This window comes from Streptomyces sp. NPDC050619 (genome assembly GCF_040654815.1).
In the GTDB taxonomy this organism is placed as follows: domain Bacteria; phylum Actinomycetota; class Actinomycetes; order Streptomycetales; family Streptomycetaceae; genus Streptomyces.
In genome coordinates this window covers 31,569-57,590 of the sequence record NZ_JBFAIR010000006.1, presented here as the reverse complement: position 1 = coordinate 57,590, position 26,022 = coordinate 31,569, and the positions used below count along the sequence as shown (strand labels likewise).

24 protein-coding genes are annotated in these 26,022 nt (G+C 71.0%); 6 read left to right on the top strand and 18 right to left on the bottom strand.

Annotated elements, in window-relative coordinates:
- Positions 1-142: 142 nt before the first annotated feature.
- On the top strand, positions 143-448 hold the full coding sequence (locus tag AB0I77_RS12610; protein WP_363282470.1) for a hypothetical protein: 306 nt from the start codon (positions 143-145) through the stop codon (positions 446-448).
- 61 nt (positions 449-509) lie between these two features.
- Here the strand turns inward: AB0I77_RS12610 and AB0I77_RS12605 are convergent, their stop codons facing one another.
- From AB0I77_RS12605 to glnA, 4 genes are all read right to left on the bottom strand, one after another.
- The gene (locus AB0I77_RS12605) at positions 510-1,094 is read right to left on the bottom strand and encodes a hypothetical protein (protein ID WP_363282469.1); all 585 of its coding nucleotides are present in this window, start codon (positions 1,092-1,094) and stop codon (positions 510-512) included.
- A gap of 2 nt (positions 1,095-1,096) precedes the next feature.
- Positions 1,097-2,017, bottom strand: coding sequence for a zinc metalloprotease HtpX (htpX, locus tag AB0I77_RS12600; RefSeq protein ID WP_363282468.1), 921 nt, complete (start codon positions 2,015-2,017; stop codon positions 1,097-1,099).
- Between the two features lie 105 nt (positions 2,018-2,122).
- Positions 2,123-2,380 (bottom strand): hypothetical protein, encoded by a 258-nt coding sequence (locus tag AB0I77_RS12595; protein ID WP_363282467.1) that lies wholly within the window; start codon positions 2,378-2,380, stop codon positions 2,123-2,125.
- A gap of 114 nt (positions 2,381-2,494) precedes the next feature.
- A complete protein-coding gene (gene glnA, locus AB0I77_RS12590) occupies positions 2,495-3,904 on the bottom strand; it encodes a type I glutamate--ammonia ligase (RefSeq protein ID WP_363282466.1) in 1,410 nt (469 codons plus the stop codon).
- A 198-nt stretch (positions 3,905-4,102) separates the two neighbouring features.
- Between glnA and AB0I77_RS12585 the strand changes: the two genes are divergently transcribed.
- Positions 4,103-4,570, top strand: a complete 468-nt coding sequence (locus tag AB0I77_RS12585) for an RDD family protein (protein ID WP_363282465.1) — start codon at positions 4,103-4,105, stop codon at positions 4,568-4,570.
- A 94-nt stretch (positions 4,571-4,664) separates the two neighbouring features.
- Here the strand turns inward: AB0I77_RS12585 and AB0I77_RS12580 are convergent, their stop codons facing one another.
- The 4 genes from AB0I77_RS12580 to lipB form a co-directional block, all read right to left on the bottom strand.
- On the bottom strand, positions 4,665-5,366 hold the full coding sequence (locus AB0I77_RS12580) for a DUF4191 domain-containing protein (RefSeq protein WP_363282464.1): 702 nt from the start codon (positions 5,364-5,366) through the stop codon (positions 4,665-4,667).
- An 81-nt stretch (positions 5,367-5,447) separates the two neighbouring features.
- Positions 5,448-5,651, bottom strand: coding sequence for a hypothetical protein (locus tag AB0I77_RS12575; RefSeq protein ID WP_363282463.1), 204 nt, complete (start codon positions 5,649-5,651; stop codon positions 5,448-5,450).
- A gap of 272 nt (positions 5,652-5,923) precedes the next feature.
- Entirely contained in the window at positions 5,924-6,889 is a 966-nt protein-coding gene (gene lipA, locus AB0I77_RS12570; RefSeq protein ID WP_363282462.1) for a lipoyl synthase, read from the bottom strand.
- A gap of 244 nt (positions 6,890-7,133) precedes the next feature.
- Positions 7,134-7,931: a lipoyl(octanoyl) transferase LipB gene (gene lipB, locus AB0I77_RS12565; protein ID WP_363282461.1), complete on the bottom strand. Its 798-nt coding sequence runs from the start codon at positions 7,929-7,931 to the stop codon at positions 7,134-7,136.
- Positions 7,932-8,247: 316 nt separating this feature from the next.
- On the opposite strand from lipB, the gene AB0I77_RS12560 reads away from it, so the two are divergent.
- Positions 8,248-9,684 (top strand): regulator, encoded by a 1,437-nt coding sequence (locus AB0I77_RS12560; protein ID WP_363282460.1) that lies wholly within the window; start codon positions 8,248-8,250, stop codon positions 9,682-9,684.
- Here AB0I77_RS12560 and AB0I77_RS12555 read toward each other — a convergent pair.
- Together AB0I77_RS12555 and AB0I77_RS12550 are read right to left on the bottom strand one after the other, a co-directional pair.
- On the bottom strand, positions 9,681-11,102 hold the full coding sequence (locus AB0I77_RS12555; RefSeq protein WP_363282459.1) for an NAD(P)/FAD-dependent oxidoreductase: 1,422 nt from the start codon (positions 11,100-11,102) through the stop codon (positions 9,681-9,683). The two genes, AB0I77_RS12560 and AB0I77_RS12555, sit on opposite strands and share 4 nt — an antisense overlap.
- A 227-nt stretch (positions 11,103-11,329) precedes the next feature.
- Positions 11,330-12,226, bottom strand: a complete 897-nt coding sequence (locus AB0I77_RS12550) for a TIGR01777 family oxidoreductase (RefSeq protein ID WP_363282458.1) — start codon at positions 12,224-12,226, stop codon at positions 11,330-11,332.
- 73 nt (positions 12,227-12,299) lie between these two features.
- Between AB0I77_RS12550 and AB0I77_RS12545 the strand changes: the two genes are divergently transcribed.
- Complete coding sequence (locus tag AB0I77_RS12545; RefSeq protein WP_363282457.1) at positions 12,300-12,788, top strand: GNAT family N-acetyltransferase; 489 nt, start codon at positions 12,300-12,302, stop codon at positions 12,786-12,788.
- Positions 12,789-12,801: 13 nt separating this feature from the next.
- On the opposite strand, the gene AB0I77_RS12540 is transcribed toward AB0I77_RS12545, so the two are convergent.
- Positions 12,802-13,986, bottom strand: coding sequence for a MarP family serine protease (locus AB0I77_RS12540; RefSeq protein ID WP_363282456.1), 1,185 nt, complete (start codon positions 13,984-13,986; stop codon positions 12,802-12,804).
- A 203-nt stretch (positions 13,987-14,189) separates the two neighbouring features.
- Here AB0I77_RS12540 and AB0I77_RS12535 point away from each other — a divergent pair, with 203 nt between their 5' ends.
- Entirely contained in the window at positions 14,190-15,005 is an 816-nt protein-coding gene (locus AB0I77_RS12535) for a peptidoglycan recognition protein (protein WP_363282455.1), read from the top strand.
- Positions 15,006-15,094: 89 nt separating this feature from the next.
- Entirely contained in the window at positions 15,095-15,292 is a 198-nt protein-coding gene (locus AB0I77_RS12530) for a hypothetical protein (protein WP_363282454.1), read from the top strand.
- Between the two features lie 44 nt (positions 15,293-15,336).
- Here AB0I77_RS12530 and AB0I77_RS12525 read toward each other — a convergent pair whose 3' ends face one another.
- The 7 genes from AB0I77_RS12525 to AB0I77_RS12495 form a co-directional block, all read right to left on the bottom strand.
- A complete protein-coding gene (locus tag AB0I77_RS12525; RefSeq protein ID WP_363282723.1) occupies positions 15,337-15,855 on the bottom strand; it encodes a DUF4240 domain-containing protein in 519 nt (172 codons plus the stop codon).
- A 56-nt stretch (positions 15,856-15,911) separates the two neighbouring features.
- Entirely contained in the window at positions 15,912-16,898 is a 987-nt protein-coding gene (locus tag AB0I77_RS12520) for a WYL domain-containing protein (RefSeq protein WP_363282453.1), read from the bottom strand.
- 85 nt (positions 16,899-16,983) lie between these two features.
- Positions 16,984-19,689, bottom strand: coding sequence for a pyruvate dehydrogenase (acetyl-transferring), homodimeric type (aceE, locus tag AB0I77_RS12515; RefSeq protein ID WP_363282452.1), 2,706 nt, complete (start codon positions 19,687-19,689; stop codon positions 16,984-16,986).
- Positions 19,690-19,955: 266 nt separating this feature from the next.
- Positions 19,956-20,579: a GntR family transcriptional regulator gene (locus AB0I77_RS12510; RefSeq protein ID WP_363282451.1), complete on the bottom strand. Its 624-nt coding sequence runs from the start codon at positions 20,577-20,579 to the stop codon at positions 19,956-19,958.
- A gap of 303 nt (positions 20,580-20,882) precedes the next feature.
- Complete coding sequence (sucB, locus tag AB0I77_RS12505; protein ID WP_363282450.1) at positions 20,883-22,661, bottom strand: 2-oxoglutarate dehydrogenase, E2 component, dihydrolipoamide succinyltransferase; 1,779 nt, start codon at positions 22,659-22,661, stop codon at positions 20,883-20,885.
- Between the two features lie 59 nt (positions 22,662-22,720).
- Complete coding sequence (lpdA, locus tag AB0I77_RS12500) at positions 22,721-24,109, bottom strand: dihydrolipoyl dehydrogenase (RefSeq protein ID WP_363282449.1); 1,389 nt, start codon at positions 24,107-24,109, stop codon at positions 22,721-22,723.
- Positions 24,110-24,403: 294 nt separating this feature from the next.
- The gene (locus AB0I77_RS12495) at positions 24,404-25,948 is read right to left on the bottom strand and encodes a leucyl aminopeptidase (protein ID WP_363282448.1); all 1,545 of its coding nucleotides are present in this window, start codon (positions 25,946-25,948) and stop codon (positions 24,404-24,406) included.
- Positions 25,949-26,022: the final 74 nt, after the last annotated feature.

Sequence of the window (26,022 nt, the reverse complement as noted above, 5' to 3'; positions counted from 1 at the left end):
GCGGACTCGGGGCTACTCTGCTACGCACCGACGGGACGGCCGGACGCCCACTCCAGCGCCCGTCCGGAGATTTCGTCACCGCTCAGTCACCACCGCTCAGTCACCACCGCTCAGTCACCCACGCCACGGAGGGAGGCCCGTCATGACCACAATCGTCCTGTCCGGGACCGTCGTCCTGGTCGTTCTGGGATTCGGGAACCACGTCTGGTGGCTCGCCGCCGTCGCCGTGCTCTTCCTGTACGTGCAGTACGGGCGCGGCACCTCCTCGACGTCCTCGTCGGGAGGCAGCCCGTCCGGAGGAGCCACCCCCCAGACAGGCCCGGGATCCGTGCCCGGCAGCTACCGCGCCTACCGCGCCCGCCGTGACCGGCAGGCCAGGTGGGAGCGCCGCTACCGCCGCGAACGCCCCATCGAGTCGCGTCGGCAGTCGCGCGAGAAGAGCAACTGAGACAGCGAGCGGGACCTGTGGTGGTAGCGCCTGGGTGTGCTGGGGGTGCTGGGGGTGCCGGTCACAGACCGGGCGCACCCCACACCGGGAACCAGCGGTTCAGGTCCTGCTCGACCCGCAGGTCGTTCGCGAGGGTCGCCTTGACCCGTAGTTCCAGCGCGTTGTCGCGCCGCTGTCCCTCGCCGGGCAGCGGCGCGAAGGGGTAGAAGGTGCCCCGCTTGTAGAGGTAGACCAGCGCCAGCGACCGGCCTTCCGGGTCCTGGAACCCGGCGAGCGAGCACAGCAGCTGCGGCCCGAAGCCGTTGACCTCCATCGAGCTGTTCACCGCGTGCAGGTCGTTGACCAGGAGCGGCAGTTGGTCGGGAGCGCGTTGCGACACCAGCCAGGAATACCCGTAGCCGTCCCGCCGCAGCTCCACCGGAGGTCCGTCACGGTCCGTGTCCGCGTCGAGCAGGGCCTGGACCTCGCGGTGTGTCTGCTCGAAGGCCGCGCCCTCCACCGTGGCGAAGCACACCGCGCCCCGCCCGGTCGGCGTGAAGGACGCCGCCGCCTCCAGCGTCACCGCGGCCGACGGCAGTGCGAAGAGCTGGTCGAGATCGGGTACGACCGCCTTCGTACGGCCCAGCAGGATGTCCAGCAGCCCCATCCTCAGCCGGCCCTCCCCGGGGTGGCAGCCTCGCCCAGTTCACCGGAGATCCGCCCCAGCTGCTCCAGCCGCTGGTCCAGACTCGGGTGGGTCGAGAAGATCCGCGCGATGCCCGGCTCGGAACCCAGCGCCGGGGTGAAGTAGAAGGCGTTGAAGGCCTGCGCCGTACGCAGGTCCTTGGTCGGGATCCGGGCGATGTCGCCGGAGACCTTGGTGAGCGCGGACGCCAGTGCCGAGGGCCGGCCCGTGAGCAGCGCCGCCGCCCGGTCCGCCGCCAGCTCCCGGTACCGGGACAGGGCCCGGATCAGCAGGAAGCTGATCGCGTACACGGCCGCCGACACGCCCATCACGGCGGCGAAGACGACGGCGGTGTTCTGGTCCCTGCGCCCGCCGCCGAACAACTGGCTGTAGAAGGCGAACCGCACGATCAGGCCCGCGATCACCCCGAGGAAGGACGCGATGGTGATCACCGCGACGTCCTTGTGTGCCACGTGCGACAACTCGTGCGCGAGCACGCCCTCCAGCTCGGCCGGCTCCAGCCGCCGCAGCAGACCGGTGGTCACGCAGACGACCGCGTTGTCGGGATTCCGGCCGGTCGCGAACGCGTTCGGCATGTCCATCTCGGACACGGCGACCACCGGCTTGGGCATGTCCGCGATCGCGCACAGCCGGTCGATCACGGCGTGCAACTCGGGATACTGCTCCCGCTCGACGACCTTCCCGCGCATCGCGAACAGCGCGATCCGATCGGAGAACCAGTACTGCGCGGCGAGCATCCCCGCCGCGACCACGACGACCAGCACCCACGACTTCAGCAACACGACCAGCGCGGCCACGAAGGCCACGTACAGCAATCCCAGCAGAAACATCGTGACCGTCATGCGTACGGTCAACCGCCGGTCGCTCCGGAAGCGGCTCTGCATCTCGCATCACCCCTGCAGTCAGGCACTCGTCCCACTGCCCAGTGTGCACCCGGCCCCTTCATGAAAGGGTCCCGATCAGTCCTAGGGGCAGCAAAGCCGCAGGTTCTAGTAGGGCGCCCGGAAGTTCGCGTACCCGAGCAGCAGGATGATCGCCACCACGCTGCCGAGCACGATGGCCGTCGACACCCACGACGACCGGCGCGGCGCCACCGGGTCGGGATCGTGGCGGAACGGCTGGGGTCCGGGCGGGTTCTCCTTCCAGCGCGCGGCGAGCATCCGGGCCCGCGCGGAGGGCTCCTTGTGCTCGGCGTTGTCGGCCCACTTGAGGTCGAACTCCCGCTCACTGTCGTCTCGTTCGGACATCCCCGTACTCTCCCCGTCGCCACCGTCGAACAACAGTGTCAGGATACGACGCCTCAAACGACGGCGCCCCCGCCTCCGAGGAGAGGCAGGGGCACCGGACGGCTCACGCGCCGATCACACGTCGAAGTAGAGCTCGAACTCGTGCGGGTGCGGACGCAGCTGAAGCGGCGCGATCTCGTTCGTGCGCTTGAAGTCGATCCAGGTCTCGATCAGGTCGGACGTGAAGACGTCGCCCGCGAGCAGGAACTCGTGGTCGGCCTCGAGGGAGTCGAGGACGGCCGGGAGCGAGGTCGGGACCTGCGCGACGTTCGCGTGCTCCTCGGGAGCCAGCTCGTAGAGGTCCTTGTCGATCGGCTCGGCCGGCTCGATCTTGTTCTTGATGCCGTCCAGGCCGGCCATCATCAGGGCCGAGAACGTGAGGTACGGGTTGCCGGAGGAGTCCGGCGCGCGGAACTCGACACGCTTGGCCTTCGGGTTCGAGCCCGTGATCGGGATACGCATCGCGGCGGAGCGGTTGCGCTGCGAGTAGACCAGGTTGATCGGGGCCTCGAAGCCCGGCACCAGGCGGTGGTAGGAGTTCACCGTCGGGTTGGTGAAGGCCAGCAGCGACGGGGCGTGCTTGAGGATGCCGCCGATGTAGAAGCGGGCGGTGTCCGACAGGCCCGCGTAACCGGCCTCGTCGTAGAACAGCGGGTCGCCGTTGGCCCACAGCGACTGGTGGACGTGCATGCCCGAGCCGTTGTCACCGAAGATCGGCTTCGGCATGAAGGTCGCGGTCTTGCCGTTGCGCCAGGCGACGTTCTTCACGATGTACTTGAAGAGCTGGAGGTCGTCGGCCGCGTGCAGCAGCGTGTTGAACTTGTAGTTGATCTCGGCCTGGCCGGCGGTGCCCACCTCGTGGTGCTGGCGCTCGACCTGGAGGCCGGACTTGGCCAGCTCCAGGGAGATCTCGGCACGCAGGTCGGCGAAGTGGTCGACCGGCGGGACCGGGAAGTAGCCGCCCTTGTAACGGACCTTGTAACCGCGGTTGTCCTCGATCGCACCGGTGTTCCAGGCGCCGGCCTCGGAGTCGATGTGGTAGAAGGACTCGTTCGCGCCGGTCGAGAAGCGGACGCTGTCGAAGACGTAGAACTCGGCCTCGGGACCGAAGTACGCGGTGTCTGCGATCCCGGTGGAGGCGAGGTAGGCCTCGGCCTTCTTGGCCACGTTGCGCGGGTCACGGCTGTACTGCTCGCCGGTGATCGGGTCGTGGATGAAGAAGTTGATGTTCAGCGTCTTGTCACGGCGGAAGGGGTCGACCCGGGCGGTCGACAGGTCCGCGCGCAGCGCCATGTCGGACTCGTGAATGGCCTGGAATCCACGGATCGAGGATCCGTCGAAAGCGAGCTCGTCGTCCGGGTCGAACGCCTCGACGGGCACCGTGAAGTGCTGCATCACGCCCGGCAGGTCGCAGAAGCGGACGTCGATGAACTTGACGTCCTCGTCCGCGATGAACTTCTTGGCCTCGTCGGCGTTCTGGAACATCCAGCTCCTCCTACTCCCGACCGTTCCGTGCCGGGGTGGTAGTTCGTTCGTGCGGCCAGTGCGGTGGCACACGCCGATATCGACACTAGGGACGCGTGGTTTCTCGGACGTGACCCATTTGTTTCAGCCAGGTTAACCGGACATTGTCGCGCCTACCCCACCTGTCCGCATCGCGAAACGGGCCAGTACCGTGGACGCGTGGACAACAGGGATGCAATCGGATCCTGGCTTTCCGGGCCGCGCGCGGCCGCGGAAGACGCCGGTGTCGACTTCGGATACCGCGGCGAGCAGCTCGGTCTGCCGGAGGAGGGGCCGGGTTCCATCGCCCGTCCCGGCCGGCGCCTCGGCGCCATCGCCGTCGACTGGGCCTTGTGCCTCTTGATCGCATACGGCCTCATCACAGACGGCTACGACCAGGCGACCAGCAACTGGGCGCTTCTCGTCTTCTTCCTGCTCGGTGCCCTGACCGTCGGCACGGTCGGCTTCACCCCGGGTAAGCGCCTCTTCGGCCTGCGCGTGGTCGCCGTCGACACCGGCCGAGTCAACCCCGCCCGCGCCCTCCTCCGCACGCTCCTGCTGTGCCTCGCCGTCCCCGCCCTGATCTGGGACCGCGACGGCCGCGGCCTGCACGACCGGCTGGCCCGCACGGTGGAAGTGCGCGTCTAGGGTCCGTACGACGAAGGGGGCGCCCGGAGTGATCCGGGCGCCCCCTTCGTGCAAGTAGCAAGTAGCAAGTAGGGAGTCAGCGGGTAGCAGGCAGTCAGCGGGCCTTCGGTCCGCCCTTCGGCAGCTTCATGCCCTTCGGCATCGGCCCCTTCGGCAACGGCATGTTGCTCATCAGGTCGCCCATGGCACGCAGCCGGTCATTGGTGGCCGTCACCTGCGGACCGGTCAGCACGCGCGGCAGCTTCAGCATCGTCGTGCGCAGCTTCTTCAGCTCGACCTGCCCCTCGCCCGTACCCACGAGCAGGTCGTGCACCGGCACGTCCGCGACGATGCGGTTCATCTTCTTCTTCTCGGCCGCCAGCAGGCTCTTCACCCGGTTCGGGTTGCCCTCGGCGACCAGGACGATGCCGGCCTTGCCGACGGCCCGGTGCACCACGTCCTGGCTGCGGTTCATCGCCACCGCCGGAGTGGTGGTCCACCCCCGCCCGACATTGTCGAGCACGGCCGCCGCAGCGCCCGGCTGGCCCTCCATCTGCCCGAAGGCCGCCCGCTCGGCCCGGCGCCCGAACACGATCGCCGACGCGAGGAAGGCGAGCAGGAGGCCCAGGATGCCGAGATAGATGGGGTGACCGATGAGGAGACCGATCGCCAGGAAGACACCGAAGGTGACGATTCCGACAGCCGCGAGTACAAGACCGATCATCTTGTCGGCCTTGCGGGTCATCTTGTAGGTCAGAGCGATCTGCTTGAGTCGCCCGGGGTTCGCAGCGTCCGCTGCCGTGTCCTTCCTCGCCATGACAAGGAGTCTACGTGGCCCCGGGAGCGCGGACGACGGCAGTGCGCCCCAAGACGGCCGAGCGGGAGGGGAAACGGTCCTTCAGGAGCGGACGGCGAAGGTCTGCTCCAGGACGCGCTGGGCCTCGACCCGGTCCTTGGCGCGGCGGCGGTCCTCCAGGACGGAGGTCCAGGCGTTGCGGCGGGCGGTGCGCTGGCCGCTGCTCATGAGCAGCGACTCGACCGCGCGGAGTGCGTCGGTGACGGACGGGATGGCGGTGGCGCGAACGGGCGGCGCGGCCTGCATGATGGAGGTCCCCTCGTTACCGGCGTCGGGTACGGGTGTACGTGGCGTGAGTCCAGCGTCACTGATTGGTGTTACCAGGGCGTGACCGACCGGTCAAACGCCCATGAAGCCTTGATGGGGAGCCCTCAAACACTGACGCGGCCCTGATCAACGCCCTCATCTGCGAGGACGGTCAGGACCGCGTCGTATTGGCTGTTACTGGCGGGTAGTCGCTTGTGCGAGAATTCACACGGTTGCCTCAATCCGTTCCGGGTGAGGCGGCCGGCGGTCTGTCAGACGGCCTGGGACGCGACGTACGCGCCACGCTTCTCGATGGCCATCTGGTAGAGCCGCCCGGCCCGGTAGGAGGAGCGCACCAGCGGGCCGGACATGACCCCGGAGAAGCCGATCTGCTCGGCCTCCTCCTTCAGCTCCACGAACTCGTGCGGCTTGACCCAGCGCTCCACGGGGTGGTGGCGCACGGACGGGCGCAGGTACTGCGTGATGGTGACCAGCTCGCAGCCGGCGTCGTGCAGCTGCCGGAGCGCCTCGCTGACCTCCTCGCGGGTCTCGCCCATGCCGAGGATCAGGTTCGACTTGGTGACCAGGCCGTAGTCGCGGGCGTCGGTGATGACCTTCAGCGAGCGGTCGTACCGGAAGCCGGGGCGGATGCGCTTGAAGATCCGGGGGACCGTCTCGACGTTGTGCGCGAAGACCTCGGGGCGGGAGGAGAAGACCTCCTGAAGCAGCTCCGGTACGGCGTTGAAGTCGGGGGCGAGGAGCTCGACCTTGGTGCGGCCTTCCGCGCGCTCGGCGGTCTGCTGGTGGATCTGGCGGACCGTCTCGGCGTAGAGCCAGGCGCCGCCGTCCTCCAGGTCGTCACGGGCGACGCCGGTGATCGTGGCGTAGTTCAGGTCCATGGTGACCACGGACTCGCCCACGCGTCGGGGCTCGTCGCGGTCGAGCGCCTCGGGCTTGCCGGTGTCGATCTGGCAGAAGTCGCAGCGCCGGGTGCACTGGTCGCCGCCGATGAGGAAGGTCGCCTCGCGGTCCTCCCAGCACTCGTAGATGTTGGGGCAGCCGGCTTCCTGACAGACGGTGTGCAGGCCCTCGCTCTTCACGAGGTTCTGCATCTTGGTGTATTCGGGACCCATTTTCGCCCGGGTCTTGATCCACTCGGGCTTGCGCTCGATGGGGGTCTGGCTGTTGCGGACCTCCAGGCGCAGCATCTTGCGTCCGTCGGGTGCGACTGCGGACACGTCGGCTCCCTGTAGCTTCGATTCTTCGGCGTACACCAGGGTACGCCCGTGCGTTTTCGGTCCCCGGGGTGGGCAACCCCACGGAACTGTGGGGCATTCCCGTGCGGGGCTGGTGCGGGCGCTGCTGGGAGAGGTGCGCCACATCTCAGCCCGTCCGGCGTTTGAGGACGAGGCCCGTTCAGGGCCGAAGCGGGGGTCTGGGGGCGGCAGCCCCCAGGGACGCCCGCACCAGCGCCGGGTGCCCTCAAGCCGACGCCCGCTCCACCTCCCGCGGCCTCAGCTCCGCGTTCTCCAGTACATCCCGCAGGTGCCGCTCGACCACCGGCAGCACCTCGTCGATCGTGACGTCCCGGCCCAGCTCGTTCGTGAGGGAGGAGACCCCCGCGTCGCGGATCCCGCACGGGATGATCTTGTCGAACGACCGGTTGTCGGGGTTCACGTTGAACGAGAAGCCGTGCATCGTGACGCCCTTGGCCACCCGGATGCCGATCGCGCCGATCTTGCGGTCCTCGCGGCGCTGGCCGGCATTGGAGGGGGCGTACTCCGGCCCGTTCAGGCGCGGGTCGAACTCCTCGTCGTTCAGGCGGGGATCGAAGTCCAGGGACAGTCCGCCGAGCGACGGCCGCAGCTCGACCGGATCGCCGAGCACCCACACCCCGCTGCGGCCCTCGACCCGGGTCGTCTCCAGGCCGAACTCCGCACACGTACGGATCAGGGCCTCCTCGAGCCGCCGGACATGCGCCACCACGTCCACCGGACGCGGGAGCTTCTGGATCGGGTAGCCCACCAGCTGGCCCGGGCCGTGCCAGGTGATCTTGCCGCCGCGGTCCACGTCGACGACCGGCGTGCCGTCGAGCGGTCGCTCGTTGTCAGCCGTGCGCCTCCCCGCCGTGTAGACCGGCGGGTGTTCCAGCAACAGCACGGTGTCCGGGATCTCGTCGGCGAACCGCGCCGCGTGCACCCGGCGTTGCTCGTCCCACGCCTGACGGTACTCGACGGAGTCCGCACCGAATCCCATACGCACGAACCGCAACCCACTCACGGCAAGCGCCTCCCTAGTAGGCCGAAGAGGCCCGAGAAAACTCGTAAGGCACGCAGCGTGCCTACGCCACTGTACGACTGCCTGTGTGACGGCCCCGTTCGGGTGATACCCCGCGGCCCCGCGTCAGCCCGGTCCCGCGATCCTCACACGATCGGATGAATGAACGTCGAAGTGTGCGATCGACTGCTTACGCTCCGCTACATTCGCGCCGTTCACGAGGCCATAAGGGCTGCTCACAGGCAATCCGGGCAACGCAGGCACCGCAGGCACCACAGCGGCCCCCCGCGAGGCCCGAAGGCAGGAGACCGCACCGCAGATGACGGAACGACCCGCGCAGCGCACTCCCAACCGCCAGCTCGCCGCGCTCATCACAGAAGCGGGGTTCTCCAACGCGGGTCTCGCCCGTCGCGTGGACCAACTCGGTCTCGAACACGGGCTGGACCTGAGATACGACAAGACATCCGTGACCCGGTGGCTGCGCGGCCAGCAGCCCCGCGGCACCACCCCCGCCCTCATCGCCGAGGTCTTCACCCGCCGCCTGGGCCGCCGTCTGTCCGCCCAGGACCTCGGCCTGGACGCCTGCGCCCCGGTCTACGCCGGTCTGGAGTTCGCCGCCTCCCCCGAGGAGGCCGTCGACATCGTCAGCGGGCTGTGGCGCAAGGACTCCGGCAGCCACGCCGAACTCCGCAAGATCGCCTTCACCCCGGCCGGCCTGGTCGTCCCCAGCCGCGACTGGCTGATCGGCCGCCCCGACGACAAGGTGGCCCGCGGCGAACCACCCGCCCGCGTCCTGGCGCAGGGCCGCCCGGCGGTACCCCGCCAGCGCGGGCTCGCCGAACGCGGCCCCGGCCAGAAGGTCACCGGCGGCGACATCTCCGCCCTCCGCTCGGTCGGCGACCTGTTCCGCTCCCTCGACGACATGTACGGCGGCGGCCATGCCCGCCAGGCCCTCGTGCGCTACCTGGAGCACGAATGCGAGCCGATGCTGCGCGGCACCTACGGCGAGCAGACGGGCCGCCGCCTGTTCGCCGCCGCCGCCGACCTGACCAGGCTCGCGGGCTGGACCTCGTACGACATCGCCGCGCACGGCCTCGCCCAGCGCTACTTCGTCCAGTCGCTGCGCCTGGCGCAGGCGGCCGGGGACCGGGCGTACGGCTCCTATGTGCTGGCCACGATGAGCCGGCAGGCCGTCTACCTCGGGCACGGGCGGGAGGCCGTACAGCTCGCGCGGGTGGCGCAGCAGGGGATGGGGACCAGCGCCCCGCCCGTCGTGCAGACGCTGCTGCACGCGGTCGAGGCGCGCGGGCACGGGGTGCTCGGTGAGGTGCGCGCCTGCACGGCTTCCCTGGTACGCGCCGAGCGCGCGCTCGAAGCCGCTCGGCCCGGCGACGACGTCCCGTACTGGGCGCGGTTCTTCGACGAGGCGCAGCTCGCCGACGAGTTCGGCCACTGCCACCGGGACCTCCAGCAGTTCCGCGCGGCCGCCCAGTACGCGGAACGCTCCCTGCAACTGCGGGCTCCCGCCTACGCCCGCAGCCGCCTCTTCTGCAAGATCGTCCTCGCCTCCGCCCGTCTCGGCCTCGGCGAACTCGACCAGGCCTGCGCGCTGGGTGCCGAGGCGGCCGTCCAGGCGGCGGAGATGCGCTCGGTGCGGGCGATCGAGTACGTCCGGGACTTCGAGCGAAGGCTCGAGCCGTACAAGGACGCGGTGCCGGTGCGGGGGTACCGGGACAAGGTGGCCGCGCTCGGCTAGGCGGCAGTCAGGCGGCCTGGGGAAGTCGTACGGGCCGTCGGCAGTGGTTCCGCCACATGCGTCGAGCCCGCTCCCAGATCCGCCAGGATCGCCGCCGACGCCCGGTGGCCCGAGTGCAGCGCGCCCTGGACCGTGCTGGTGTCCCGGTGGTCGCCGCACACATACAGGCCCGCCAGCAGCCGCACCGGCCGGCGCAGGTCGTGCGGCGGCCGCATCGCCGGGACCGCCTCGTCGGTGTGGTGCACGGCGAGCGTCTCCCAGCGCCGGGTCGAGGTGCCGTAGAGGCGGGACAGGTGCGTGCGGACGGCGGTCTCCAGGTCGGCCGGGGGGCGGCCCAGGACCGTCGAGGAGACGAGCGTGCGGCCCGCCGGTGCCCGGGAAGGATCGACCCGGCTGGCGACCGCCGTGTGCGCGACCGGGCCGCCGCGGTCCGCGTCCAGCAGCAGGGACGAGCCCGTGGCTGGCGGCTCGTCCGCCGTGTGGTGGACGACCGTCACCGGGTGGAAGTCCGGCACGCGCAGACCGGGCAGCAGCTCGGCGGCGGACCGGGCGTCGGTGGCGAGGAGCACGGCCCGGCAGCGGATCTCGCCGTGCTCGGCGGTGGTCACGGCGGTCGTGGAGACGGAGGTGACCCGCACTCCGGTGTGCACCGTGCCCGGCGGCAGCCCCCGCGCGAGCAGCTCGGGCAGCACCTCGGCCCCGCCCTCCGGCACGCACAGGCGCCCGCTCGCGAACGAACGCAGCGCGAGGTCCGCGCACCGGCTGGAGGTGGTCAGCTCCGGGTCGCACAGCAGGGCGGCGAGCAGCGGGCGCAGAAAGCCGTCGATCGTGCGGGCGGGCACTCCGCGGGCCGCGAGGGCCTGTCCGGCGGGCAGTTCGGGGCGGGCCAGGAGACGTTCGAGGGGTGTGCCCGCCAGCCGGGTGAGCGCGGCGCCGAGCCGGGCCTGGTCGACGGCGGTGCCCAGCGGGGCGCTCGCCCGGACCGGAGGCACCGAGGCGGACCCGGGCGCACCGCCGCCCGTCGGTGGGGGAGCGGAGCGCCTCTTGGCGGGGGCGCTCGCCAGGGCGCGCACCGCGTGGAGTGCGCCTCGTGTGCCTCCCGCGCCCGCCGGGGGGACCGCGCGGTGCCGGTGCCCGTCGCTGTGCAGCAGGACACCCGGTGCGAAGGGACGCAGTATCAGCGCGTCCAGCCCCGGGGTCCGGTGCAGGTCGGGATATGCCCCGGTGGTCAGCAGCCGCCCGATCCGGTCGAGCCGGAAGCCGTCGACCTTCTCGGTCGCCATCCGGCCGCCCACCCACGGGGCGGCCTCCAGCACCACGGTCCTCACTCCTGCGCTGGACAGCCGGCGCGCAGCCGAGAGTCCGGCGACCCCGGCTCCCACGATCACGACGTCCGCCTGGTACGCGTGCTCAAGCACGTGCCCCTCCTCGACGTTGGCGCGGCCGGTGGAGACGTGACGCCCCCAACAGCCTTCGGAGATACGCGAGTTCGGGTCGAGGGTAGGGCCGTGATCGGTCGGGGGGAGTCGCGCATGGACAGGGCACGGTCGCACACCGGTCGCATACGGTCGCGAGGGGGCACGGGAGTGAACCCGGGGACCTCACAAGGCCTCACAAGGCACAAGGCCTCACCGGGCCTCCGAGCTCACAACGCGGCCCGGATCGCCCCCTCGATCTCCGGGAACGCGAAGGTGAACCCGGACTCCAGCAGCCGCATCGGCAGCACCCGTTGGCTGCCCAGCACATCCCCCGCCATCTCGCCGAGCACGGCCCGCAGTACCGGCGCCGGCACCGCGAACAGCGTCGGGCGGTGCAGCACCCGCCCCATCGCCGCGGTGATCTCGCGGTTCGTCAGCGGGTGCGGCGCGGTGATGTTGAACGGCCCCGACAGGCCGTCGGTGTCGATGAGATGGCGGATGGCGGCCACCTCGTCGTGCAGCGAGACGAACGACCAGTACTGCCGCCCGTCGCCCATCCGCCCGCCGAGCCCCGCCTTGAACAGCGGGAACAGCCGCCCCCAGGCCCCGCCCTGGCGGGCCACGACCAGGCCGGTACGGGTGAACACCGTGCGTACGCCCGCCTCCTGCGCGGGCGCCGCCGCCCCCTCCCACTCCACGCACAGCGAGGGCAGGAAGCCCTCGCCGGGCGGCGCGTCCTCGTCGACGGCACGATCGCCGGTCTCGCCGTAGATGCCCATCGCGCTGCCGTTCACGAAGACCCGCGGCGGCTCGTCCAGCGCGGCGACCGCCTCCGCGAGGGCGGTCGTGCCCAGCACCCGGCTGTCACGGATCTTCGCCTTGTAGGCGTCCGTCCAGCGGCGCGAGCCGACCCCCGCCCCGGCCAGGTTGACCACGGCGTCGCACCCGGCGAGCCCGGCCGGGTCGACGTACTTCCGCTCGGGGTCCCAGCGGACCTCGTCCGCCGCCCGGGGCGTCCGGCGCACCAGTCGCACCACTTCGTGCCCGTCGGCGGTCAGGGACCGCGTCAGGGCGCCGCCGATGAGACCGGACGCGCCGGCCACCACGATTCGGGAAGGTTCCATACGGACCATCCTTGCTCAGGGCGTACGGAAATCCCCGGCGGGGTCCGCCGACCGCCGTCGTAGGGTGATCGTCATGCCGGTTCCGTACATACGCCACGCCATCCACGACGACGAGGAGGCGCTGAGCCGTCTCGACCGTGTCACCTGGTCCCCGCTGCACGCCGTCACGCCGCGGCCCCAGCCGCCGTACGACCCCTTCTTCAACGAGCGGTTCGGGCCCCGGGACCACCTCGTGGCGGAGCTCGACGGCACGCTCGTCGGGTACGTCCGGCTGGGCTATCCGACCTCGCTCGCCTGCAACTCCCACGTCCGCCAGATCCAGGGGCTCGCCGTGGCCGAGACGGCGCGCGGCGCCGGGGTCGCCCGGGCGCTGCTGCGAGCCGTGCAGGACGAGGCCCGGCAGCAGGGGGCCCGCCGCATCACGCTGCGCGTGCTGGGGCACAACACCCCGGCCCGGGGGCTCTACGAGTCCGAGGGCTTCGTGGTGGAGGGGATCCTGCCCGAGGAGTTCCTGCTGGACGGGCGGTATGTCGACGACGTGCTCATGGGGCGCGGCCTGTGACCTGGTCGGCCGCTCAGGACGTCACGAGGTCACCCGTGTCCACCGGTGCCGTCGCGTTCGCCGCGCGCTCGGCGTCGTCCCCGACCTCGTCGGCCGTCAGGACGTACCCCGTCTCGTCGTCCGAGGTGGAGCGGGCGAAGACCACACCGAACACCTTGCCGTCGGGGGTCAGCAGCGGGCCGCCGGAGTTGCCGGGGCGGACCGTGGAACGGATCGAGTAGATCTCGCGGGTCACGGTGCCGTCGCTGTAGATGTTCTGGCCGGTCGCCCGCACCCGGTTCGCCACCGTGGCCGCCTGGAGATTCAGGTCGCCGTCCTGCGGATAGCCGGCCACGACGGCGGAGTCGCCGCGCGTGGCACTGTCGTCGAACTTCAGCACCGGGGCGTTCAGTTCGGGCACGTACAGCACGGCCACGTCCTTGCCCGGATCGAAGAGCACCACCCGCGAGGCGTACGACCGCCCGACGCCGCCGACCCGCACGCTCGGCTCGTCGATGCCGGCCACCACATGGGCGTTGGTCATCACATGCTGCGGGGAGTACACGAAGCCGCTGCCCTCGCGGCCCTGGTTGCCCGAGATGCCCTCGATCTTCACGGTGCTCAGCTTGGCGGCGTTCGTGGCGCTCGCCGTGACGCTGTCGCCGGTCGGCTTGGCGACCTCGGCGGTCGACTCGTTCTCGAACGGGTTGAAGACCTGCGGGAAGCCCGCCTGGGTGAGCGCGGAGGTGGCGCGCGAGAACCAGGCGGGAGTCGTGTCCGGCATGGACTTCTGCACGGCGCCGAGCAGGGCCGAGTCCCGGATCGCCGTGGTGACCAGCGGGGTCGAGGACGCGCCGAGCACGCTCGCGGCCACCCAGGCCACGATCAGCACGGCCACCGAGTTGGCCGCGGCCCCGCCGATCCCGTCGGCCACTCTGAGCGGCCCCTGGTCCAGCTCCCGCCGCAGCTTGAGCGCCAGGCGCCCCGCCAGTTCGTGTCCCACCACGGCCGGGACCAGCACGGTCAGCACAGCGGTCACCGTCGCCGAGGTCGTCCCCGGTGTGGCCAGATCCATCATCCACGGCAACACCCACACGCCGATGACCGCGCCGCCCACGAAACCGGCCAGCGAGACACAGCCGGCCACCAGTCCGCGCCGGTAGCCGGACGCCGCGTAGGCGAGGATCACCAGCAACAGCAGGATGTCGAGCAGGTCCACGAAGCCGCCTTTCTGTCGGACCCCTCAGGGGGTGCCCCCTAATACGCGCAGCACGTGCCCAGTGATCAGTCACGCGCACGCGTGGCGCCCGGAACCGGCCACGCGCGCGTGCACTGGGAAAAACGTCGCGGACCCGGACGATGGTTCCACCGGGTGGCACAGCACACATCGCGGACGGAGCGGAACCGGCAGACAGTGGGATCATGCGTGTCTTGCGAAGGCCGCGAGGGGCCCGGAAGCGGCGGGCGGTACGCATACCGGGCGCCGCGCTCGCGGCGCTCGGCTGCCTGCCCGGCCTCGTCGCCGCCGTAGCGCTGGTGCTGTGCGCGAGCGGCATCGAGCACACGGTCGCGGCCAAGTCCGCCCAGCGCGCCCACGCGGGCCGTCCCACCGCCGCCCCGCACTCCGTGACCAGACCGCGCATCGTGCCGCGCACGGCCTGGCTGAACGACGCCACACGGCGTGCCCAGCCGGCCCCGCGCTACGACGACAGGGTGGTCGCCGTCTTCATCCACCACACCGACTCGCCGGGCGCCTACGACTGCGCCGAGGCGCCCCGCATCATCCGCTACCTGTACACGGGCCAGACCGGCGCCCGCGAGTGGGACGACATCGGCTACAACTTCCTCGTCGACCGCTGCGGCACCATCTACGAGGGCCGCGCGGGCGGCACCGACCGGCCCGTCACCGGCGCCCACACCCAGGGCTTCAACCACCGCACGGTCGGCATCGCCGCCCTCGGCACGTTCACGGCCGGCGTCCCCGTCCCGAAGGTGATGACCGACGCGATCGCGCACCTGGCCGCCTGGAAGCTGGGCATGGCGGACGTCGACCCCCGCGCGCGGGTCCGGCTGGTCTCCAGCAACAACCTCAGCCGGTACGCGTCCGGCACCGCCGCCACCCTGCCCGCCGTGGCGGGCCACGACGAGGGGTACATGACGAGCTGCCCGGGCGCGGCCCTGAGGGCCCACCTGCCGGAGATCAGGAACCTGGCGGCACGGCTCCAGGACCGGGCATGAGGCTCACAGGTACGCCACAGCGGATGCGCAGGGTCCTGAGATCCCCGGAGCCTACGGTCGTCACCACAAGCCGACCGGAGGTGGGGATCATGAGCAGCAGCAGGAAGAGCGGCGGTCGTATCTGGACGGTGGTCTGCGCGGTCGCGACCGTCGTCCTGGGGCCGGCCGCCGTCACGGCGTCCGCCCTCGACCAGGCCAACAAGGCACCCATGCACCACGCGGTGCGGGCCGACCAGACGCAGGCGTACATCCCGTCGGACCCGGCCCGCCGCCGGGTGGTGGCATGAGGTCGCACGAGGTGGCCTGAGGGTGGCATGAGGTGGCCTCAGGTTCAGCCCCTGAACCGCTCCCACAGCTTGGGGTACCGCTCCGCCAGCGCCCGCTCGTTCTCGAAGTCGATGGGTGTCCCCTCCGGCTCCGCGGGCGCGGGCGGGATGCCCAGGTCGGGCGCCACGAGGCCGGTGAGCTGCTCGTACGCCTCGTCCGCCGCGTAGCCGAGTTCCTCGCCGTCGCCGTCGATCTCCTCGTCGAAGTCGTCCAGGAGGTCGGCCAGCGAGTCCGGGTCGTGCACGCCGCCCTCGTACACCTCGCGGCCCTGGCCGATCAGCCAGCACCGGAAGAAGTCGAACGCGTCGTCACTCGCCCCGTCCAGCAGGACCCAGGCCGCGCCCCACAGGTCCCAGGTGTACGCGCGGTTGTAGCGGGCCTCGAAGTGACGGGCGAAGTCGAGGACCATATCCGGGTCCAGCTGGAGCAGCCGGTCCACGAGCAGGTCGGCCTCCTCCTCGGGGTCGCCCTCGGCGGCCTCGCGGGCGGCGTCGACCAGCTCCCAGAACTCCGTCTCGTCCATCACGGGTCCAGCATCGGCCCTGGACGGGTGGGGCGCACGTGGAGTGAGACGGATTGTTATGTCCTGTTCAGCGGGCCGTACAGCCGGGCGAGCCGCGTCGCGTCGCTCGCGAAACGCGCCCGCAGGCTCGCGGGCGCCAGCACCTCGGCCTCCGGACCGAGCGCCGCGAGCTGGCTGTGGGCGACCTCCTCGGACTCCACGGGGAGGGTCACCGTCACCCGGCCGTCCTCGTCCGGCGCGCCCGCGGCGGCGAGCGCCTCCCGGGCCGAGTGCGGATCGACGGCGTACGGCAGCCCGGTCACCCCGTCGGCGGACAGCCGCACCACGACCTCCGCGCGCAGGATGGACCGCGCGAACTGCTCGGCCCGCTCCTCCCAGAAAGCCGGCAGATCGAACTCCTCGTCCCGCGCGAACCGCTCCTCGCCCGCCTCCACCGCCGTGAACCGGTCGATCCGGTACACCCGGTACGAGCCGCGCCCCGCCACCCGCGCGCACAGATACCAGACGCCCGCCTTGAGCACGAGCCCGTACGGCTCCAGCTCCCGGACGACCTCGCCCTCGCCGCGCCAGTAGCGCGCGACGACCCGCCGGTCGTCCCACACCGCGTCCGCGACGGCGGGCAGCAACTCCGGTGTCTTCGGCTCCTTGAACCAGTTCGGCGCGTCCAGATGGAACCGCTGCGCCACCGTACGGGAGGCGTCCCGCACGGACGGGAGCAGTGCCGCGGACACCTTGAGCCGGGCCGCCGAGGCCGCGTCCTCCAGCCCCATGTCCCGCAGCGCCCCCGGCACCCCCGACAGGAACAGCGCCTCGGCCTCACCGCGGGCCAGCCCGGTCAGCCGCGTCCGGTACCCGCCGATCAGGCGGTAGCCCCCGGCCCGCCCCCGGTCCGCGTACACCGGCACTCCCGCCTCCGACAGCGCCTGCGCGTCCCGCGTGACGGTCCGCTCGGACACCTCCAGCTCCCGCGCCAGCTCGGCGGCGGTCATGGAGGGCTTGGACTGGAGCAACAACACCATCTTGATCAGGCGGGCAGCACGCATACGTTCATGATGCCGGGCCACACCGACAGCGAAGGGGGCACGGCGAAACGCCGTACCCCCTTCACACGCGAACCGGAGCGATGCCCTACAGGCCGTACCGCTCCCGCGCTTCCTTCACCGCCGTCGCCTTGACCTCGCCCCGCCGGGCCAGCTGGGCCAGGGCGGCCACGACGACCGACTGGGCGTCGATGCCGAAGTGGCGGCGGGCGGCCTCGCGGGTGTCGGACAGACCGAAGCCGTCGGCGCCCAGCGAGGAGTAGTCCTGCTCGACCCACTGCGCGATCTGGTCGGGCACCTGGCGCATGTAGTCGGAGACCGCGAGCACCGGCCCCTCGGCACCCTGGAGCGCCTGACGGACGTACGGCACGCGCTCCTCGCCGAGCAGGAGGGCCGCGTCGGCCTCCAGGGCGTCCCGGCGCAGCTCGGTCCAGGAGGTCGCGGACCACACGTCGGCGGCCACGCCCCACTCCTCGGCGAGCAGCCGCTGCGCCTGAAGGGCCCAGTGGATCGCCGTACCGGAGCCCATCAGCTGGATCCGCGGAGCATTGGCGGCCGGGGAAAGCCCCGCCGACTCCGCCGTGTTGAAGCGGTACAGGCCCTTGACGATGCCCTCGTCGATACCGGCCGGCTTCGCGGGCTGCGGCATCGGCTCGTTGTAGACGGTGAGGTAGTAGAAGACGTTCGGGTCCTCACCCGGCGCCGCCTCGCCGTACATCCGGCGCAGACCGTCCTTCACGATCGCGGCGATCTCGTACGCGAACGCCGGGTCGTACGTCAGCGCGGCCGGGTTGGTCGCGGCGATCACCGGCGAGTGACCGTCGGCGTGCTGGAGGCCCTCGCCCGTCAGTGTCGTCCGGCCGGCCGTCGCGCCGATCAGGAAGCCGCGGCCGAGCTGGTCGCCGAGCTGCCACATCTGGTCGGCCGTGCGCTGCCAGCCGAACATCGAGTAGAAGATGTAGAACGGGATCATCGTCTCGCCGTGCGTGGAGTACGCGGTGGACGCGGCGATGAAGTCGGCCATCGAACCGGCCTCGGTGATCCCCTCGTTGAGGATCTGGCCGTTCGTGGCCTCCTTGTAGTACATCAGCTGGTCGCGGTCGACCGGCTCGTACGTCTGGCCCTTGGGCGAGTAGATGCCGAGGGAGGGGAACAGGCTCTCCATGCCGAAGGTGCGCGCCTCGTCGGGGACGATCGGCACCCAGCGCTTGCCGGACTCCTTGTCGCGGACCAGGTCCTTGATGAGCCGGACGAAGGCCATGGTGGTGGCCACGTTCTGCGTGCCGGAGCCCTTGTCGAAGGAGGCGAACGCCTTCTCCGCCGGGGCCGGCAGCGGGGCCGGCGCCTGCGTACGGCGGGCCGGGGCCGGACCGCCGAGGGCCGCGCGGCGCTCCTGGAGGTAGCGGACCTCGGGGGAGTCGGCGCCCGGGTGGCCATAAGGCACCACGCCGTCGACGAACTGGCTGTCGGAGATGGGGAGTTCGAGTAGGTCGCGCATCGTCTTGAACTCGTCCACCGACAGCTTCTTCATCTGGTGGTTGGCGTTCTTCGACGCGAAGCCCTCGCCGAGGGTGTGGCCCTTGACCGTCTGGGCCAGGATGACCGTCGGGGCGCCCTTGTGCTCGACGGCCGCCTTGTAGGCCGCGTACACCTTGCGCGACTCGTGGCCGCCGCGGGAGAAGTGGAAACAGTCGAGGATCTTGTCGTCGCTCAGCAGCTTCGCCAGCTCGGCGAGCGCCGGGTCCTTGCCGAAGAAGTCCTCGCGGATGTAGGCGACGCCGCGCGTCTGGTACGTCTGCACCTGGGCGTCGGGTACCTCGCGCAGCCGGCGTACGAGCGCGCCGGTGGTGTCGAGCTGGAACAGCTCGTCCCAGGCCGTACCCCACAGCGTCTTGACGACGTTCCAGCCGGCGCCGCGGAACTGGGCCTCCAGCTCCTGCACGATCTTGAAGTTCGCGCGGACCGGGCCGTCGAGGCGCTGGAGGTTGCAGTTGATGACGAAGGTGAGGTTGTCCAGCTCCTCGCGGGAGGCGAGCGCGAGGGCCGCCGTCGACTCGGGCTCGTCCATCTCGCCGTCGCCCAGGAAGGCCCAGACGTGGGACTGCGAGACGTCCTTGATGCCGCGGGCGGTGAGGTAGCGGTTGAAGCGCGCCTGGTAGATGGCGGAGAGCGGGCCGAGACCCATCGACACCGTCGGGAACTCCCACAGCCAGGGCAGCCGGCGCGGGTGCGGATACGACGGGAGGCCGTTGCCGCCCGCCTCCTGACGGAAGTTGTCGAGGTGCTGCTCGGTCAGCCGGCCGTCGAGGAAGGCGCGGGCGTAGATGCCGGGGGAGGCGTGGCCCTGGATGTAGAGCTGGTCGCCGGAGCCGGGGGAATCCTGGGATTCCTTGCCCTTGAAGAAGTGGTTGAAGCCCGTCTCGTACAGCCAGGCCGCCGAGGCGAAGGTGGCGATGTGGCCGCCGACGCCGTGTTTCGCGCCCCGGGTCACCATCGCGGCCGCGTTCCAGCGGTTCCACGCGGTGATCCGGGCCTCCATCGCCTCGTCACCGGGCGCGACGGGCTCGGCGGCGGTCGGGATGGTGTTGACGTAGTCGGTCTCGAGCAGCTTGGGCAGCGAGACGCCGTTGCCCTCGGCACGCTCCAGCGTGCGCCGCATCAGGTATGCGGCACGGTGCGGCCCGGCCGCCTGGGCGACCGCGTCCAGCGAGGCCTGCCATTCGGCGGTCTCCTCCGGATCCCGGTCCGGGAGCTGGTCGAGCGCGCTCGGCTGGATGGCGTGGGGGTCGGTCATGTCGCCGCCTTCCTCAGTCGAAGGGGGGTTCCCTATGAGGGTGTTCGGGGTGCCCTTGGTCTTTGGCAGGACAGGGCTGGGGCCTCGGTGAAAGCCCGTCGTGACTGTAACCCTCTGATCGATGATCGATCAAAGGGTTGAAAGGCAAAACCTCTCGATTACGAGAAACTAGGCACGGGGTGCCTCCGACAAGGGCACCCCGTGCCTGGATTTTTCCCCGACTTTTCGCAGGTCGGACGACGTTTGAGCACAGGCGCGCTCAAGGCTCACGCCTGCGGAGCGCACCCCAGGACATGGGCCTTCACGATCTCGGCGATGCGCGGATCGCGGCGACGGAACGCGGCCACCAGCTCCTCGTGCTCCTCCGCGTACGACTGCTGCACCGTCCCCAGCCAGCGGATCGACAGCGCGGTGAACACCTCGATGCCGAGGCCCTCCCAGGTGTGCAGCAGCACCGAGTTCCCGGCGGCCCGCACCAGCTCCCGGTGGAACGCCACCGTGTGCCGCACCTGCGCCGTCCCGTCGGATGCCCGGTCGGCCTCGTACAGCGCGGCGACGTGCGGCTCCAGCGCCGAGCAGTCCGCGGCCAGCTTCTGCGCCGCCAGCTCCGCCGCGATCGCCTCCAGACCGGCCCGGACCGGATAGCTCTCCTCCAGGTCGGCGGCGGTCAGGTTCCGCACCCGTACGCCCTTGTTCGGCGCCGACTCGATCAGCCGCAGGGACTCCAGCTCGCGCAGCGCCTCGCGCACCGGCGTCTGACTGACCTCCAGCTCGGTCGCGATCCGCCGCTCCACGATCCGCTCGCCCGGCTTCCAGCGCCCGCTGACGATCCCCTCCACGATGTGCTCGCGGATCTGCTCGCGCAGCGAGTGGACGACGGGCGCGGTCATGAGGGCTCCTTAGGGAGGGGCCGCCCATCGGCCCCGGGGCGTTGACCTTTAGACAATAAGGCCGGTTTGCTCCGTGGGAGGGGCGCGTGAGGGTGCTTACGTGCAGGTGAGACGAGACTTACATGTTCGTTACGGTGCCTTCGAGCTCGGTCCGGGCTGTTGTTGGGCGGGTGCGGGCCGTCTGTGGCTGGTCGCGCCCGCGCGGCGGAGCCGCATATCGATACAGCCCCGCGCCCCTAAAGGTTGGTGCCCTTGCCCGGAACTTCCCGGGCAAGGGCACCAATGGCTACAGCTGAACGGCGTTTACAGGCCGAGCTCGACCTCGAACTCGCCTGCCTCCAGGATTGCCTTGACCGCGGTCAGGTAACGGGCCGCGTCAGCGCCGTCGACCAGGCGGTGGTCGTAGGACAGGGTCAGGTACGTCATGTCGCGGACGCCGATGACCGTGCCCTCCTCCGTCTCGATGACGGCCGGACGCTTGACCGTGGCACCGATGCCGAGGATCGCGACCTGGCCCGGCGGCACGATGATCGTGTCGAAGAGCGCGCCGCGTGAACCGGTGTTGCTGATGGTGAAGGTCGCGCCGGACAGCTCGTCCGGGGTGATCTTGTTGGCGCGGACCTTGCCCGCGAGGTCCGCCGTGGCCCTGGCGATGCCGGCGATGTTGAGGTCACCGGCGTGCTTGATGACCGGGGTCATCAGGCCCTTCTCGGAGTCCACCGCGATACCGATGCTCTCGGTGTCGAAGTAGGTGATCGTGCCCTCGTCCACGTTGATCCGGGCGTTGACGGCCGGGTGGGCCTTCAGCGCCTGGGCCGCCGCCTTGACGTAGAACGGCATCGGGGAGAGCTTGACGCCCTCGCGGGCCGCGAACGCGTCCTTGGCCCGGCCGCGCAGCTTCATCAGGCGGGTGACGTCGACCTCGACGACCGAGGACAGCTGGGCCTGCTCGTGCAGGGCCTTGACCATGTTGTCGCCGATGACCTTGCGGATGCGCGGCATCTTGACGGTCTGGCCACGCAGCGGGGAGGCCTCCAGGACGGGGGCCTTCTTCGCGGCGGCGGCAGCCGGGGCTGCTGCGGCCGGAGCCGGAGCGGCGGCGGCGGCCTTCGCGGCCTCGGCGGCGGCGATGACGTCCTGCTTGCGGATCCGGCCGCCGACGCCGGTGCCCTTGACGGAGCCCAGGTCGACGCCGTTCTCGGCGGCGAGCTTGCGCACCAGCGGGGTCACGTAGGCGCCGTCGTCCGAGGGGGCGGCGGGCGCCGGAGCGGCCGGGGTCACCGGAGCCGGAGCGGCCGGCGCGGGCGCCGGAGCCGCGGCCTGGACCGGAGCCGGGGCGGCAGGCGCCGGAGCCGCGGGGGCCGCCGGCGCGGGAGCCGGAGTGGGTGCCGGAGCCTCGGCTGCGGGAGCCGGAGCCGGGGCGGCGGGGGCCGGGGCAGCCGCCGGAGCGGCACCCGGGGCGCCGATGACGGCCAGCTTGGCGCCGACCTCGGCCGTCTCGTCCTCGCCGACCGTGATCTCCAGCAGCACACCGGAGGTGGGCGCCGGGATCTCGGTGTCGACCTTGTCCGTCGACACCTCCAGCAGCGGCTCGTCGGCCTCGACCGAGTCGCCGACCGACTTCAGCCAGCGGGTGACGGTGCCCTCGGTGACGGACTCGCCGAGCGCGGGCAGGACGACGTCCGTGCCCTCGGCGGTTCCGGCGCCGGTGGCGGCCTCGGCGGTGGGAGCGGGCGCCGGGGCGGCCTGCTCGGCGGACGGGGCAGCGGCCTGCGGTGCCGGCTCGGGCTCGGCGGCGGGTGCGGGCTCGGCGGCCGGAGCCGGGGCGGCAGCGGGCGCGCCCGTGCCGTCGTCGATGACGGCCAGCTCGGCGCCGACCTCAACGGTCTCGTCCTCGGCGACCTTGATGGACGCCAGGACACCGGCTGCGGGGGAGGGGATCTCGGTGTCGACCTTGTCGGTCGACACCTCGAGCAGCGGCTCGTCGGCCTCGACGCGCTCGCCCTCGGCCTTCAGCCAGCGGGTGACAGTGCCCTCGGTGACGCTCTCGCCGAGCGCCGGAAGGGTTACGGAAACCGCCATGGTTTCGGTTGCTCCTTACAAGTGCGGAAGTCTGTGTCGTCGCGTTCGTCGACCGAGGGTCAGTCGTGCGCGTGGAGGGGCTTGCCGGCCAGGGCCAGGTGGGCCTCGCCGAGAGCCTCGTTCTGCGTCGGGTGGGCGTGGACGAGCTGGGCGACCTCGGCCGGCAGCGCTTCCCAGTTGTAGATCAGCTGGGCCTCGCCGACCTGCTCGCCCATGCGGTCGCCGACCATGTGGACGCCGACCACCGCACCGTCCTTGACCTGGACGAGCTTGATCTCGCCCGCGGTGTTCAGGATCTTGCTCTTGCCGTTGCCCGCCAGGTTGTACTTCAGAGCGACGACCTTGTCCGCGCCGTAGATCTCCTTGGCCTTGGCCTCGGTGATGCCCACGGAGGCGACCTCCGGGTGGCAGTACGTCACCCGCGGCACGCCGTCGTAGTCGATCGGGACGGTCTTCAGGCCGGCCAGACGCTCCGCCACCAGCATGCCCTCGGCGAAGCCGACGTGCGCGAGCTGGAGCGTCGGGACCAGGTCACCGACGGCGGAGATGGTCGGAACGTTGGTGCGCATGTACTCGTCGACCAGGACGTAGCCGCGGTCCATGGCGACGCCCTGCTCCTCGTAGCCCAGGCCCTGGGACACGGGGCCGCGGCCGACGGCCACGAGCAGCACCTCGGCCTCGAACTCCTTGCCGTCGGCGAGGGTGACCTTGACGCCGTCGGCGGTGTACTCGGACTTCGAGAAGAAGGTGCCCAGGTTGAACTTGATGCCGCGCTTGCGGAAGGCGCGCTCAAGAAGCTTGGAGGAGTTCTCGTCCTCGAGCGGGGCGAGGTGCTTGAGGCCCTCGATGATCGTGACGTCCGAGCCGAAGGACTTCCACGCGGAGGCGAACTCGACGCCGATGACACCGCCGCCCAGGATGATCGCGGACTTGGGCACGCGGTCCAGGACGAGGGCGTGGTCGGAGGAGATGACCCGGTTGCCGTCGATCTCCAGGCCCGGCAGCGACTTCGGCACGGAGCCGGTCGCCAGCAGCACGTGGCGGCCCTGGACGCGCTGGCCGTTCACGTCGACGGAGGTGGGGGAGGACAGCCGCCCCTCACCCTCGATGTACGTCACCTTGCGCGACGCGATGAGTCCCTGCAGACCCTTGTACAGGCCGGCGACGACGCCGTCCTTGTACTTGTGGACGGCGGGTACGTCGATGCCCTCGAAGGTGGCCTTCACACCGAACTGCTCGCTCTCGCGGGCCTGGTCGGCGATCTCGCCCGCGTGCAGCAGGGCCTTGGTGGGAATGCAACCTCGGTGCAGGCAGGTGCCGCCGACCTTGTCCTTCTCGATCAGGGCGACGTCCAGTCCCAGCTGAGCCCCGCGCAGGGCCGCGGCGTAACCACCGCTACCACCGCCGAGGATCACTAGGTCGAAAACGGTGCTGGCGTCGTTCGCCACGTCACGTCCTCCATGCATGTGCGCCACGCCGGTCTCCAGTGACCGGTCGGCGGCTGGTGTCCGGCCGCTCGTTCTTCGGCCCTTCGGTGGGGCCCTGTCCTGCCGAGCCCCATCTTCGCACTTGTCAGCAGCGGAGGAGACGCCGGGCCGGTGTGTGGTACATCCCACGGCCAGGTGTCCGACCTGAAGGGGCGCGGGGCTGTATCGATATGCGGCTTCGCCGCGTGGGCTCGACCAGCCCCCACACCCCCGCAGTCGTCACACGACGGACGGAACCGAGTTGTCAGGCGAACCTCAGCCGAGATCACCCGCCGCGGTCAGCTCCGCCAGCCGCACCAACGTCCGCACAGCCGTACCCGTACCCCCCTTGGGCGTGTACCCGAAAGGCCCGCCCTCATTGAAGGCCGGCCCCGCGATGTCAAGGTGCGCCCAGGCGATCCCCTCACCCACGAACTCCTTCAGGAACAGCGCGGCGACCAGCCCCCCGCCCATCCGCTCACCCATGTTCGCGATGTCGGCCGTGGGCGAGTCCATCCCCTTGCGCAGGTGATCGGGCAGCGGCATCGGCCACGCGGGCTCACCGACCTCCTCCGCGGCCTCGTGCACCGCGGAGCGGAACGCCTCGTCGTTCGCCATGATCCCGTACGTCCGGTTGCCCAGCGCCAGCACCATCGCGCCGGTCAGCGTCGCCACGTCCACGATCGCGTCCGGCTTCTCCGCGGAGGCCGCCCACAGGGCGTCGGCCAGGACCAGCCGGCCCTCCGCGTCGGTGTTGAGCACCTCCACCGTCTTGCCGCTGTACATGCGCAGCACGTCACCCGGCCGGGTCGCGGAGCCCGACGGCATGTTCTCGGCCAGCGCCAGCCAGCCGGTGACGTTGACCTCCAGACCCAGGCGCGCGGCGGCGACCACGGCGGCGAAGACCGCCGCGGCACCGCTCATGTCGCACTTCATCGTCTCGTTGTGCCCGGCCGGCTTCAGCGAGATGCCGCCGGAGTCGTAGGTGATGCCCTTGCCGACGAAGGCGAGGTGCTTGTCCGCCTTGGCGGAGGTGTACGACAGCTTCACCAGGCGCGGGGCCGACGCCGAGCCGGCGCCGACGCCGAGGATGCCGCCGTAGCCGCCCTTGGCCAGGGCCTTCTCGTCGAGCACCTGCACCTTGATGCCGTGTTCCTTGGCCGCGGCCTGCGCGATGGCGGCGAACGCCTCCGGGTTGAGGTCGTTCGGCGGGGTGTTGACCAGGTCGCGGGCGCGGTTGAGCTCCTCGGACACGGCGGCGGCACGCTCGATCGCGGCCTTGTACGCGCGGTCGCGGGGCTTGCCGCCGAGCAGCGCGGCCTCGGCGAGCGGCGCCTTGCCGTTCTTGGCCTTGGCGCCCTTCGCGTTGTCCTTGCCGCCCGCGTTGTCCTTGTACGTGCTGAAGGAGTAGGCGCCGAGCAGCACGCCCTCGGCGACCGCGCCGGTGTCGGCGGCGTCCGTGAGCGGCAGCGCGAAGGCGGCCTTCCTGGAGCCGGCCAGGGCACGCGCGGCCACGCCGGCGGCCTTGCGCAGCGCCTCGGCGTCGAAGCCGGAGTCCTTCTCGGGCTCGGCGCCCAGGCCCACCGCCACCACGAGCGGCGCCTTGAAGCCGGCCGGCGCGGGCAGCTTCGTCACCTCGCCCTCGGCACCGGAGGCACCGAGGGTCTCCAGGACGCCGGCGAGTTTGCCGTCGTATGCCTTGTCCACAGCCTCGGCGCCCGGTGCGACGACCGGGCCTTCGGCGCCCTTGGCAACACCGATCACGATCGCGTCGGCCCGCAGGCCGGGCGCCGCGGAGGTGCTGAGAGTGAGAGCAGTCACGGTGGTGAATTCTCGCTTCCATTGAAGTGGGGGGTTGGCCGTATGCGGGTGGGTCGACCGGGCCCGACAACCGA